This is a genomic window from Agrobacterium leguminum, assembly GCF_015704895.1.
GTDB lineage: Bacteria > Pseudomonadota > Alphaproteobacteria > Rhizobiales > Rhizobiaceae > Agrobacterium > Agrobacterium leguminum.
On the sequence record NZ_JADQWB010000001.1, the window covers coordinates 103,663 to 116,513 of the forward strand.

Annotated in this window: 14 protein-coding genes; 3 read left to right on the forward strand and 11 right to left on the reverse strand. The window is 59.6% G+C overall.

Annotated features, from left to right (window positions below; all coding sequences use genetic code 11):
* Positions 1–7: 7 nt before the first annotated feature.
* Positions 8–580 (reverse strand): polysaccharide export protein UppC, encoded by a 573-nt coding sequence (uppC, locus tag I3J13_RS00530; protein ID WP_003521548.1) that lies wholly within the window; start codon positions 578–580, stop codon positions 8–10.
* A 210-nt stretch (positions 581–790) separates the two neighbouring features.
* On the opposite strand from uppC, the gene uppB reads away from it, so the two are divergent.
* Positions 791–3,061 carry a polysaccharide biosynthesis protein UppB gene (gene uppB / locus I3J13_RS00535; RefSeq protein ID WP_196377700.1) on the forward strand — a complete coding sequence of 757 codons (2,271 nt, stop codon included), beginning with the start codon at positions 791–793 and terminating at the stop codon, positions 3,059–3,061.
* Between the two features lie 18 nt (positions 3,062–3,079).
* On the opposite strand, the gene uppA is transcribed toward uppB, so the two are convergent.
* Positions 3,080–4,306: a polysaccharide biosynthesis GNAT family N-acetyltransferase UppA gene (gene uppA / locus I3J13_RS00540; RefSeq protein WP_196377701.1), complete on the reverse strand. Its 1,227-nt coding sequence runs from the start codon at positions 4,304–4,306 to the stop codon at positions 3,080–3,082.
* Positions 4,307–4,403: 97 nt separating this feature from the next.
* Positions 4,404–4,616: a DUF2842 domain-containing protein gene (locus I3J13_RS00545; protein WP_020811154.1), complete on the reverse strand. Its 213-nt coding sequence runs from the start codon at positions 4,614–4,616 to the stop codon at positions 4,404–4,406.
* A gap of 143 nt (positions 4,617–4,759) precedes the next feature.
* On the opposite strand from I3J13_RS00545, the gene I3J13_RS00550 reads away from it, so the two are divergent.
* Positions 4,760–5,863 carry a COX15/CtaA family protein gene (locus I3J13_RS00550; RefSeq protein WP_196377962.1) on the forward strand — a complete coding sequence of 368 codons (1,104 nt, stop codon included), beginning with the start codon at positions 4,760–4,762 and terminating at the stop codon, positions 5,861–5,863.
* Between the two features lie 6 nt (positions 5,864–5,869).
* Here the strand turns inward: I3J13_RS00550 and I3J13_RS00555 are convergent, their stop codons facing one another.
* The 8 genes from I3J13_RS00555 to I3J13_RS00590 form a co-directional block, all read right to left on the reverse strand.
* The gene (locus I3J13_RS00555) at positions 5,870–6,715 is read right to left on the reverse strand and encodes an aminoglycoside phosphotransferase family protein (RefSeq protein ID WP_196377702.1); all 846 of its coding nucleotides are present in this window, start codon (positions 6,713–6,715) and stop codon (positions 5,870–5,872) included.
* A gap of 10 nt (positions 6,716–6,725) precedes the next feature.
* On the reverse strand, positions 6,726–7,658 hold the full coding sequence (gene argC / locus I3J13_RS00560; protein WP_035217708.1) for an N-acetyl-gamma-glutamyl-phosphate reductase: 933 nt from the start codon (positions 7,656–7,658) through the stop codon (positions 6,726–6,728).
* Positions 7,659–7,728: 70 nt separating this feature from the next.
* Positions 7,729–8,682: an agmatinase gene (gene speB, locus I3J13_RS00565; protein WP_196377703.1), complete on the reverse strand. Its 954-nt coding sequence runs from the start codon at positions 8,680–8,682 to the stop codon at positions 7,729–7,731.
* Complete coding sequence (locus I3J13_RS00570) at positions 8,682–8,975, reverse strand: XRE family transcriptional regulator (RefSeq protein WP_236000789.1); 294 nt, start codon at positions 8,973–8,975, stop codon at positions 8,682–8,684. Before I3J13_RS00570 ends, speB begins: the two co-directional genes overlap by 1 nt.
* Positions 8,976–9,003: 28 nt before the next feature.
* Positions 9,004–9,369 (reverse strand): type II toxin-antitoxin system RelE/ParE family toxin, encoded by a 366-nt coding sequence (locus I3J13_RS00575; protein WP_196377704.1) that lies wholly within the window; start codon positions 9,367–9,369, stop codon positions 9,004–9,006.
* 116 nt (positions 9,370–9,485) lie between these two features.
* Complete coding sequence (gene rpsI / locus I3J13_RS00580) at positions 9,486–9,953, reverse strand: 30S ribosomal protein S9 (RefSeq protein WP_003521540.1); 468 nt, start codon at positions 9,951–9,953, stop codon at positions 9,486–9,488.
* Positions 9,954–9,955: 2 nt separating this feature from the next.
* Positions 9,956–10,420: a 50S ribosomal protein L13 gene (gene rplM, locus I3J13_RS00585; RefSeq protein ID WP_003502335.1), complete on the reverse strand. Its 465-nt coding sequence runs from the start codon at positions 10,418–10,420 to the stop codon at positions 9,956–9,958.
* Positions 10,421–10,673: 253 nt separating this feature from the next.
* Positions 10,674–11,510: an EamA family transporter gene (locus I3J13_RS00590; protein ID WP_196377705.1), complete on the reverse strand. Its 837-nt coding sequence runs from the start codon at positions 11,508–11,510 to the stop codon at positions 10,674–10,676.
* A gap of 906 nt (positions 11,511–12,416) precedes the next feature.
* Between I3J13_RS00590 and I3J13_RS00595 the strand changes: the two genes are divergently transcribed.
* Positions 12,417–12,851: a CoA-binding protein gene (locus I3J13_RS00595; protein WP_020810502.1), complete on the forward strand. Its 435-nt coding sequence runs from the start codon at positions 12,417–12,419 to the stop codon at positions 12,849–12,851.

Consider the following 12,851-nt stretch of genomic DNA (forward strand, 5'->3'; position numbering starts at 1 on the left):
TCCGTTGTCAGAAGAAGCGTTCACGCACATAGACGGTATCGCCGGCCAGAATGGGCGCGGTGATACCGATCCGGCCGGTCATCACCTCGGCATTGATCTTGCGGGTGATGTCGACATCGGCCTGATTGGCGCGTGGGGTGAAGCCGCCGGCAATGGCGATGGCGTTTTGCACGGTCATGCCCGGCACATAGGAATATTGGCCGGGACGGCCGACTTCGCCCATGATGAAGACCGGGCGATAACGGTCGATCTCGATCGTCACGTCCGGATCGCGAAGATAACCCTGGCGCAGTTTGGCGGCGATGGCGGCTTCGAGCTGCGGCAGGGTCTTGCCGCGTGCCGGAACCTGGCCGACGAGCGGGAAGGCGACATAGCCGGCCTGATCGACCGTATAGGTATTGGTCAGCCCGGTCTGCTCGAACACGTTGATGCGCAGCCTGTCGCCGCTATCGACATGATAGGGTTGCAGGGCGGCCTCGTTGAAGGACCTCGGAGCGGGTTGATATGCCGCGCAGCCGGAAAGGGCCGTCAGAACGGCGAGCGTCAGTGCGGTGACATGTCGTGATCCGGCGAGCGGCATCTCATCTGGCTCCGAGTCGAACTTTGATCATTCTTATCGTTCTGTTAGGGTTAATGTGCGGTAAACGAGCAGCGCGAGCGGTGGTAATATCGGCTTTATTTCGTCGGATTCGCCGGGATTAACTGTTGTGTTACCGGCAAGATTTAAACTTCGCGAAAATTGACCATCTATATTTGAGCGCCCGAGGTTTGTCTCGGTTACGGAGCCCGCATGAACGGCGATCGCATTGACGACAGGGATGTGGATATCGATCTTGCGCAGCTTGTCGCGGCCATATGGCAGCGCAAGGGCCGGATCGCGGCGATCACGCTTCTGGCGGGAGGCGCCGCCTTCGTAATCTCAAGCATGATGTCGCCCGCCTATAAGGGCGAGGCGCGCGTGCTCATCGAATCCCGCGCGGCCTCCTTCGGCGCCTCGCAGCAGTCCAATGCACCCGCCGAACCCGTGCTCGATGAATTGACCGTTTCCAGCCAGGTGCAGATCCTGCAATCGGTCGACCTCATCAAGCAGGTCGCCAAAGACATGAAGCTCTACGAGCTGGATGAATTCGATCCGGAGGCCCATCCTTCGCTCATCTCGCAGCTCCTGGTCGCCGTCGGCATCAAGAAGGACCCGCTTCAGGTGCTGCCCGAAGAGCGGGTGCTGAAGGCCTTCCGGGAAAAGCTGCAGGTCTATCAGGTCGAAAGCTCGCGCGTCATCACGGTCGAATTTTCCTCGCAGGACCCCAAGCTTGCCGCCGCCATCCCCAATGAGATGATGAAGGCCTATATCGCCCTGCAAAGCGGCGCGAAGCTGGATACAAGCACGGAAGCGGCGCGCTGGCTGGAGCCGGAAATCGCCAATCTGCGCGAAAAGGTGCGCGAGGCCGACAGGAAGGTCGCGGATTACCGCGCCTCCTCCGATCTTCTCTCGGCGGGGCAGGGCGAAACGCTCGCCACCCGTCAGCTCGGCGATATCTCCACCGAACTTGGCCGTATCCGCGGAGAGCGCGCCAATGCGGAGGCGCGGGCGGAAGGCGTGCGCAGCGCGCTTGCAAGCGGCCGCCCGCTCGATACTTTTCCCGATGTCGTCGGTTCCCCGACGATCCAGAGGCTGAAGGAAAACGAAACGACCATCCGCAGCCAGATTTCCGATCTCTCGTCCTCGCTGCTGGAAGGCCATCCGCGCATCCGCGCGCTGCGCAACCAGCTCGACGGCATACAGCGGCAGATTCAGGAAGAGACCCGCAAGGTGCTGGCAAGTCTCGAAAACGAGGCCAATGTTTCGCGCCTGCGGGAACGGCAACTGGTCCAGCAGCTGAACATGCTGAAATCGGAAAGCGTGCGTGCGGGCGAACAGCAGGTCGGCCTCAACGATCTGGAGCGGGAAGCCTCGGCGCAAAGGCAGCTTCTGGAAACCTATCTTGCCCGTTACCGCGAAGCGACGTCACGCGCCGGCTCGGTGGATTCCACGCCGGCCGATGCGCGCGTCATCTCGACGGCGGTGGAGCCGCGCGAACCCTATTTCCCGAAGACCGGCGCCATCACCATCGTCGTGACGCTGGCGGCGTTTCTGCTGTCCTGCATCGTCGTCATGCTGGTGGAGCTTTTCACCGGCCGGGCTTTGAAACCGATGGGCAGGAATCAGGCTCCGCCGCTCTCCGATCCTCCTTCTCCTTCGCGTGCTCCGGCCGATCCGGACAAGACCACGGATGCGCCGGAACAGCCTGTAACGGCGCGCCATGAAACCATGCAGCCTGCTGCGCGGGCCATGCCGGTTGCGGCATATCAGCCCGTTGCCGAAGAGGAAGAACGGCATGTACCGGCCGTCGCCGCTGCCACTGCCATACCGGCCTTGCCGGTGGAGGATGTCGCGGCTGCGAAAGAGGAGGCAATGGAGGAGGAAGTCGACACCGATGACGATTTCTCCATCGATGCCGTTGCAGGTTTCCTCGCCACCCGCCTTGCCAAACCGGTCGCCGCAATCGTGTCTCCGGCTGGTGATAGCGGTTCGACCACGTCCGTCATGCTGGCGCGTGCTTTGTCCGAAATGGGCCGTTCGGTCGTTCTCGTCGACATGACGGCGTCAGCCTGTCCAACGCGGTTGATGGCGCCGGAAGCCGGGCTTCCCGGTGTCATGGACCTTCTGGCAGGCGCGGCCGCCTTCGGTGAAACCATTCACGGCGACCGCCTGTCCGACGCCCATATCGTGCCGCGCGGCAATGCGCAGCCGCGCGAGGCCATGCGCGCGATAGACCGTCTGACGATGATCCTCGGCGCGCTCTCCGACGCTTATGATACCGTCCTCGTCGAATGCGGCGCGGTGCAGATTTCGAGCCTCGGGAAAATGCTGCGCAACCTGCCGGCGGAAATCATCGTCTCGGTTCCCGGCAAGGATAGCGAGTTGTTGGAAAAGACGCTCGGTGAACTGGTTGCTGAGGGCTATGAACAGGCATTGCCGATGACCGGCATGCGCAAGCCGGACCATCTGAGCGCGGCCTGAGGTGCTGCAAGACCCTGCTCAGTCGATGGCGGTGTCCATCTTCGAGCGTCCGGCGCGAAAACGCTGAATCAGCGCATAAAGCGCCGGATTGGATTTGATCAGGCTCTTGGTCCGGGCGATGGCGACATAGGCCGAGGCCGCAACACGACCCTTCAGCGTCACCGGCAGGAATATATCGTGCTGCACGGTGAAAAGCGGGCACCAGCTGCGTTTGTAGAGCTGGTCGCCGACGCCGAAATCGAAGATTGCCGCCTTTTCGCGGCATGCCCTTTCGATCATCAACCAGAACAGCAATTCACCGGGGCTGAGTTCCGAAACGGATTCATCGATCGAACCGAACTGGCAGATGATGTGATCCTGCTTGCGCGAAAGGCCGGCTATCGCGGCGATGACGCCCTCGCTTTCGCCATGCAGGCGAATGGCATGCAATTCCAGCAGACTGTCCGTGCCCGTCTCGGGAAAATTGGCCAGATCGTAGAAGAAATCCCGCACCGATTGATCCCGAAACACATCCGGAATGCCCTGCGAGGCGAAACGGGCGGCCTTCTGGCGGAAAAATGCCTGCAACAATTCGCATTTTTCCTGTGGCGACCGTGCGATCACATGGCTGTAACCGCCCATTTCCTCGGCCCTTCGGCTCTGGATGCGGAATTTCTTCCGTCGCCTCTTGGCGTTGACCTGTCGAAGCGTGGCCTCGAAACTTTCGAACAGGGGAAGCTGGAAGGCCGGATTCTGGTTTTCGACGGAAGCAAGATGCGAGAGGGGATTGGTCCTGTCGCGCCACGTCAGCGGTATGTTCTGCAACGCCAGAATATCGGCTCGACCATGCAGCAGTTTCCGCGCTTCGCGGGCAATCGCCGCTGCGATTTCCTGTCCGGCCTGTTCGGCAAAGGAGGGGTCGAAAAGCCCCGTATTGATATTGTTGAAACGGCCGCCGGGAAAACGCGCCTTGCGGATGCCGCCTTCCAGTACGATTTCGAGCGGTAGCAGAAAGATCGTCTTGCCGCCCTGCCGGCCGCGAAGCGTCAGGAGCGCGCTATCCTGCGTCTGCGCCCAGATAGAACACCAGCCGAAACCCTGATGCAGTGAATTGAGCGGGTCGTTTTCCAGCCGCTCCCAGTCGGCACGGATGGTGGAGGCGTCATCGACCAGATCGATCAACAGACGATCAGCACCCCGCCGCTCGTTTTGCACGGCGGTCGGCGCTTGCTCGTCGCTGATAAAGACCGGCCCCTCAGCCGCCATCCACTCTCTCCGGTTGTTTCGGTCGGACTATATCGCTGAGCGGCAAACAATCGGTTTATAAAATTGCGACCTCAGGGTGTCATGCAATGGTCGGCGCTTAACCCTGCTTTTTGGGTCCGGCCATCCATTTGATGATCAGCATCGCCGGCAGAACCCACAGGATTCCGGTCAGCACAAAATAAGCGAGATGCACCCACCAGGGCGATTGCGCCAGCGCCGCCGATGCAATGGCCGTCGCCACCACGGCGTAAACGACGACGAGGCAGATGATGACGATGGTGCCGATAAGCGATCTGAGGCGAGGGTGCATGAAGTCTTCCGTCATTGAGTATCTGCGCGGGACTATAGCGCCGCGACCGCATGCCGCAAACCCTGAGGCCTTGTTTTGTGGTGCCGGTTGGGGCTAATCAACATGACTGTATGAGGGAGACCTGAAAGATGCGTTCGAGCGGCATGACGATGGCAAATGGTTCTGCGGAAATGGTGGTGGAGGCTGCCCTGCAGAAACAGGAGAAGGACCGCCGCCTGCTGCGCATCTGGCTGCGCGTCGTGCTCTTCACGCTCTTCTGTCTGGTCCTCGTCGGCGGCGCCACGCGGCTCACCGAATCCGGCCTGTCGATTACCGAATGGAAGCCGATCCACGGCGCCATTCCGCCGCTCTCCGTCGCCGAATGGGAAGAGGAGTTCCAGCTCTACAAGCGCATTCCCCAATATCAGGAAATCAACAAGGGCATGTCGCTCGACGAGTTCAAGACGATTTTCTGGTGGGAATGGGCGCATCGCCTGCTTGCCCGCACCATCGGCGTCATCTTCGCTTTGCCGCTCGCCTTCTTCTGGCTCACCGGCCGCGTCGAAAAGCGCCTGCGCCTGCCACTGGTCGGTCTTCTGGCGCTTGGCGGCTTTCAGGGCTTCATCGGCTGGTGGATGGTCTCTTCCGGCCTCGTCAACCGCACGGATGTCTCGCAATATCGCCTTGCCACACATCTGACCATTGCCTGCCTCATCTTTGCGGGCTGCATGTGGATTTTGCGCGGGCTGTCGCATCATTCCCCCGAGGCCGCCGACGAAAAGACGGGCAGGGGTTTTGCCGCGCTGCTGACGGTGCTCTGTCTCTTCCAGATCTATCTCGGCGCATTGGTGGCGGGGCTGAATGCCGGCCTTTCCTATAATACCTGGCCACTGATGGACGGCTCGCTGGTGCCGGGCGATCTCTTCCTGCAACAGCCCTGGTGGATCAACCTCTTCGAGAACCCCAAGACGGTGCAATTCGTCCACCGCCTTGGCGCCTATACGCTGTTTGCCGCCACGCTATGGCATATGGTGTCTATCGCCCGCGCCTTGCCCAATACACCGCATGCTCGCCGCGCGGTGCTGTTCTTCGTGCTCGTCTCCATTCAGGCGGCGCTCGGCATCACCACGCTTTTGATGCATGTGGATATTCACGTCGCGCTCGCTCATCAGGGCATGGCGCTGATCGTGCTTGGTTTCGCCGTCGCCCACTGGCGCGGTTTCATCGGCGAATATCCGGCGCCCGTTGCGGTCGAAGTCAGGGACTAAGGCGGCTTAGAACTGCCCGAGCACCGTTTTGATGGTGGCCGCGACGGCGAGCTCGTTGTCGCGTTCCTCCGCATTGCCGTCCTCTTCGTGCCACGCGGCAGAAAGGCAGCCATAGGCAAAGGCATATTGCAGCAATAGCCGTTCGTCCCGTTGCAGAGCCTTTGCAAAGATCGCCGCCATGGAAGCGATGCGCGCCTCGCTGCGGGTGAGGTCGAAACGGTCGAGCGGATTGGAGAACATATTGGCGACATCGAGCGCCGCATCGCCGATCAGGCCTGCCGGGTCGATGATGATCCAGCCGCGTTCACTGCGCATGATGTTCTCGTGATGCAGGTCGCCGTGCAGCGGCTTCACATCCCGCTGTCGGTCGATCAGTGCCTGCGCCAGCGTGGCCGCCTCGATATAGGGGCTGTCCACGCCGTCGGTACGGTCCTGTTCGGCCTTGCGGAACAGGCTCTCGAAATAGAGTGGCAGCGTCAGCAGGCTTGAAGGCGGCTGCTGCTGCGATGGCTGATGATATTTGAGCAGGACATCGGCGGCGATTTCCGTGGTGGCATCGTCGTTGCCGTCGCGAAACAGCACGTCGCGCAGGGTCTCCGTGCCGGCATGTTCCATCAGCAGAATATCGTCGGAGCGGTCGAGCAGCTCCACGCAGCCGATGCCGGCGCGCCATTTAATGAAATCCGCGCCGCGAAGGCTGTCCTTCAATACTTTCTTTTTCAGAACCTTGGCGACGGCAAGGGAACCGTCACCGCGCGTAAGCTCGTAAACCACCCCGGCCGGCGTATCGGCAATAGATTTCGCGGCCTCGATATTCCACGAGGCCGGAAAAGAGGGTGGGGCAATGTTCATGAGAAAAGTCTCATGCGGAGAGCATTAGTTCCATGTTCTGCACAGCAGCACCGGATGCGCCCTTGCCGAGATTGTCCAGCAACGCGACGAGGTTGATGTGTTCGCCGCCCGGCGTACCGAAGACGAAGAGTTTCATCGTGTCCTTGCCTGCCAGTTCCTCGGCGTCAATGCGCGCGAGCCCCTTGCTTTCGGCAAGCGGCACCACATTGACGATGTCCTGTCCCGCATAATGGGCGGTCAGCGCCGCATGGATCGTTTCGACGGTCGCGCCTTCCTTCAGGTCAGCGGCAAACAGCGGCACCTGCACGATCATGCCCTGGGGGAAACGCCCGACGGAGGGTGAAAACAGCGGTGCGCGGTCGAGCTGGCCATGAATGGTCATCTCCGGCACATGCTTGTGCTTGAGCGTCAGGCCATAAAGGAAATTATTGGCGCTGATGGCGTCATCGCGGCTCTGGTCTTCCATCTGGGCGATCATCTGCTTGCCGCCGCCGGTGTAGCCGGAAACCGCATTGACGCTGACCGGATAACCGTCCGGCAGCAGGCCTGCGGCGCGCAACGGGCGCAGAAGCGCGATCGCGCCGGTCGGGTAGCAGCCCGGATTGGCGACGAGACGGGCGGAACGAACCTTCTCGCCCTGTTCCTTGTCCATTTCGGCAAAGCCATAGGCCCAGTCCTGATGGACGCGATAGGCGGTCGAGGTATCGATGATGCGGACATTGTTATTGCCGGCCACCATCGAGACCGCTTCCCGGGAAGCATCGTCCGGCAGGCAGAGGATCGAAATGTCGGCATTGTTGAGCATATCCTCGCGCATCGCGGCATTGCGGCGCTCGGCCTCGGGTATGGACAGCAGCTCGATATCGCGGCGACCGGCAAGGCGCGTGCGGATCTGCAGACCCGTGGTGCCGTGTTCGCCATCGATGAAGATCTTCGCTGTCATGTCCTTGTCCTGACTTTTCAAAGGGTTGCGAGGGTAATCGGAATCAGTGTGGCAAGCGCCGGTTTCTTTATCAACCGGCCTTGGCCAGCCGTTCGGCGCGCAGGCCAAGCATATACATTGCAACGGTGGCTCCGGCAATGGCGGTAATATCGGCATGGTCGTATGCGGGCGCGACTTCCACCACGTCCGAGCCGCGAATATCGAGCTGGCCAAGCCCGCGCAGAACGGAGAGAATTTTAGCGCTGGTCGGCCCGCCGGCCACCGGCGTTCCGGTTCCCGGCGCAAAGGCGGGATCGAGGCAGTCGATATCGAAGGTCAGATAGGCGGGTATGCCGGCCGTGTGCTTGACGATCAGCGAAGCGATATCGCCTGCCCGCATTTCCTCCACCTCGTAACCGTGGAGGATGCGCATGCCGAAATCGTCAGGCGCGTGGGTGCGGATGCCGATCTGGATGGAGCGGTCGGGGTCGATCAGACCATCGCGCACGGCGCGCGCCACGAAGGAGCCGTGGTCGATGCGCTTGCCGTCATCGAACCAGGTGTCCTGATGCGCATCGAACTGCACCAGCGCCAGCGGCCCATGCTTGGCCACATGCGCCTTCAAAAGCGGCCAGGTAATGAAGTGATCGCCGCCGAGCGTTAGCAGGTAATCCGTCTTGGAGATGATCCGGCGCGCTTCCTTTTCGATCGTATCAGGCGTTTTCCAGTGATTGCCATAGTCGAGCAGACAGTCACCATAGTCGATGGTCGGCATATGGGCGAAAAGATCGCGCGCGAAGGGATATTGCGGATCGTTGTCGAAGATCGCCGAGGCGCGGCGGATCGCCTGCGGCCCGAAACGGGCGCCCGGCCGGTTGGAGGTGGCCGCGTCGAAGGGAATGCCCCAGATGGCCGTGGATACGCCCTTGAGGTTCTTGGTATATTTGCGCCGCATGAAGGAGAGGACGCCCGCATGGGTCGGGTCGGTGGCGGCCGATGTCAGCGTCGTTGCGGTGAAGGCATGGTCGATGGTTTTGTTGGGCATTATTTATCCGCCTTTTCTGCAAGATCGGCGAAGTTGCGAATTTTGATCGCGCGGCCGTCGAAGCGCGCGACGATTTCAAGTTCGCCGCCCATCGCCTCGATGAACCGGCGTAAGGTACCAACATACATATCAGCGCGCTTTTCCAGTTTTGCGACGGAGCTTTGGCCGATATCCAGTGCCTGCGCTATTTCGTCCTGCGAGAGTTTCAGCGCCCTGCGAACATCCGCAAGGTTCATTTCTTCTTCCAGACGATCTGCTTCGGCTTTCGACTTAACACGCGCGTCGTCCGACATCCGGTTGCGCAACCGCGCAAAACTGTGCCTACCGCTCATTGTGTTTCTCCTTTTCAAGCTCGGCCAGATGCTCGTCATAAAGGTCGTCGGCAATCGGTATCATGCGGTCATAAAACCGTTTGTCTCCCGTCTTGTCGCCGCCAATCAAGAGGATCGCCATTCGACGGGGATCGAAGGCATAAAAAATCCGCAACGGCTTTCCGCTACTTTGGATTCGCAATTCGCGCATATGCGCGTGACGCGATCCATGAATGCCGCTCGAATAGGGGAACGGCAGGCGAGGGCCGCGTTCTTCCAGTTTCTGAACATGGGCGTCGATGCTGATGTGTTCGCTTTCTTCAAGCGTTTCCCACCATGTTCCGAATTCGTCCGTATACTCGACGACATAATTCATGAGGCAATATTATTCCCTTGAGGGAATAATTCAAGATGCCGTCGGGGACAAAATAAAAAAAGGCGGAGCCGAAGCCCCGCCTTTCGAAGTTCTGAACGAACCGTTCGTAGAAGCGATTAGCGCTTCGAGAACTGGAACGAACGGCGGGCCTTGGCCTTACCGTACTTCTTACGCTCGACAACGCGGCTGTCGCGGGTCAGGAAGCCACCCTTCTTCAGAACGGAGCGCAGGCCCGGTTCGAAGTAGGTGAGGGCCTTGGACAGACCGTGACGAACGGCGCCGGCCTGACCGGACAGACCACCACCGGCAACGGTGGCGATGATGTCGAACTGACCCGTGCGGGCAGCGGCGACGATCGGCTGCTGAAGGATCATCTGCAGAACCGGACGTGCGAAATACGTGGTGAAATCGCGGCCGTTGATGATGATCTTGCCAGAACCGGCCTTGACCCATACGCGGGCTACGGCGTTCTTGCGCTTGCCGGTCGCGTAGGAGCGGCCGAGGGTGTCAACCTTGCGGACATGCACGGGAGCCGAAGCTTCCGATGCCGGGGCGAGGTCTTTCAGAGAGGAAAGATCGGCCATTATCAGGCGCTCCTTACGTTCTTCTTGTTAAGCGCGGCCACGTCGAGAACGGTGGGCTGCTGTGCTTCGTGCGGATGGTTCGAGCCGGCGTAAACGCGCAGGTTCTTCATCTGGCGACGGCCGAGCGGACCGCGCGGGATCATGCGCTCGATGGCCTTTTCAACGACGCGCTCCGGGAAGCGGCCTTCGATGATCTGGCGAGCCGTACGCTCCTTGATGCCACCCGGGTGACCGGTGTGCCAGTAGTACTTCTTGTCGGAGTACTTGTTGCCGGTGAAGGCAACCTTTTCCGCGTTGATAACGATGACGTTGTCGCCATCATCAACGTGGGGGGTGTAGGTAGCCTTGTGCTTGCCGCGCAGGCGGGTTGCAACGATGGTGGCGAGGCGACCAACAACGAGGCCTTCGGCGTCGATGATGACCCACTTCTTCTCCACCTCAGCGGGCTTCTGAACGAAAGTAGACATGGATTTCACTTTCTAACGTGGACCCGTCATCCTCTTTTAAATAAGAGCATACGGGCGTTTCTTGTTGCTTGGTTTGATTGCCGCTAGGGGCAACCGCAAATGACCCTATTCCGGCTGGAATCCGATCTGGCGCGCTTATACGGTGCGCGAGCGAAAGCGTCAATATGACGGATTCTGGAGGTCGTAAAAATAAGATAGTAAAAACAATGGTTTGATAATGGGGTATTATTTTACCCCATCAAACGGTCCCGTTTTACCCCAGTCGCATCACCAGAACGCCCGCTGCAATGATGCCTCCGGCAAGATAACGCCAGATGCTGGCGCGTTCTTTCAGGATCACCACGGAGATCACCAGCGCAAAGAGAATGGAGGTTTCCCGGAGTGCCGCGACGACGGCGACGGGTGCCTTGGTCATGGCGTAGAGCGCCAGCCCATAGGAGAGAATGGAGCCGCCGCCGCCGATCAGGCCGCGCCACCAGTTGCGCCGGACATGGTCCGCGACCGGGCCCACACCGCGCTGGTAAAAGGCGAAGCCGAAAAGCAGCACGGGCGGCAGAAGCGACATCCACAGCGTATAGGAGATGGCGTTGCCGGAAAGCCTTGCACCGACACCGTCGACGAAGGTGTAGGATGCGATCACGAAGGCGTTGAGCAGGGCGACCGTGATCGCCTTTCCGCCACCGCGCCGCGCCTCGAAAGCGAGCGTCAGGATGCCGCCGGAGATGACGGCGATGCCGGCAAGGGCCAGCGGGCTTAAAATCTCGCTCAGGAACAGGCTGCTCGTCGCCGCGACGATCAGGGGCGCCACGCCGCGCATGACGGGGTAGACAAGGCCGATGTCGCCGATCGTATAGGCGGCGGCGACAAGCCGGAAATAGGCGAATTGCAGAACGGCCGAAGCGATCAGGAAGGGAATGGCGACCGGCGCGGGAAACGGCAGGAAAGGCAGAAACGGCAGCGAACAGGCCGCAGCGCCCGCCGCGATCAGCGAGGCGTCCAGCGATTTGTCGGATCCGGCCTTGACCAGCGCATTCCATCCGGCATGCAGCATCGCGCCCAGGAGCACCAGAAGAAGAATGTCAAACGTCACAATAGAGACTCGCTCGCGGGCTACTTTGGGCAACCTACAGCATCGGCTTGAAAACCGGAATCGATTTTCGGTACGGGCAGCAAGCCTTTCCCGATTGTTCGAGCACGCGTTTTGCACCCGTGGAACCACCCGCAAACGGCCTGTGAACGCAGCGAATACTGCAACGCGCGTAAAATTTATGCTTTGTGCATGTCATGGCGGCGGGGAATGATTTTGCGCCGGGACGATATGACGTTCTGCTCATGATTTCATCCGTCAGATGGACGCGTGAGCGTCCGACGCACAGCTTATGGTTTCGCCTCACGACGAATTTTCGCTAAAAATACTACCAAATTTGTCAAATATTAGTGCCCAGTGCGCCGTGGCGCTTCGGGCGCAAGATGTATCAATCGGGCGAAGGCATGCATGAAAAGAAATTTCATATCTTTCACGGATGGGCAACTGTAACGTTGCAGATTTGTATATAGATTGATTTGCAGAATAACTTTCTGAAAATTAGATATCTCTAATTTTCCTGTGAACGGAATGAAAACAAACAGGAGACGAAGAGCGCATGAATTGCACGCTAATGTTGTTTGAGCCCTTATTTGCGGCAATTCGCGTCATTTTGAAAACTGGACAAAAATAGTCAGTACAACCGGCATTCCGGCGTTTGGTGAAATCATTTTGCGTGGGCGAAAACGCGCCGCTACGCGACGGGGTTTCTGCCGTAGCGGCAATTTTTCAGCCGGGCAGGGGTTCAAGAGAGCGAAGAACCTTCCTAGATGGAAGGGCGGCCGCAACCGGTAGCGTCAGGGATGTGTCGGTGGAATTATGCAGGAGACGCTATGCTCGCGGCGCTTTCGAATGGCGCAGCTGCATTGGTATTCTTCAAACCATGCGACGCTCCAGAAGGGATAAGTTGACATGCAGCATGATAGTTACGAGCCCGACTACCTCAGAAAAATTCTGACCGATGTCAAAACCATCGCCCTGCTCGGTGCTTCGCCCAATCCGGACAGGCCGAGCCACGGCGTCATGCGCTTCCTGCTTTCCAGGGGGTATCGTGTGTTTCCGGTCAATCCCGGCCAGGCAGGCAAGGAGATATTGGGGCAGAAGGTCTATGCCAAACTCGCCGATATTCCCGAGCCGGTGGACATGATCGACGTTTTCCGGGCGCCGGAATATTTGTCGGCAATCGTCGAGGAGGCGATATTGCTGCCGGAGCGGCCATCGGTGATCTGGGGCCAGCTTTCCGTTCGCGATGACAATGCCGCCGCCAAGGCGGAAGCCTACGGTATGGAAGTCGTGATGGACCGTTGTCCTGCAATTGAGTATCCGCGTCTCAATATTGTGCGATAG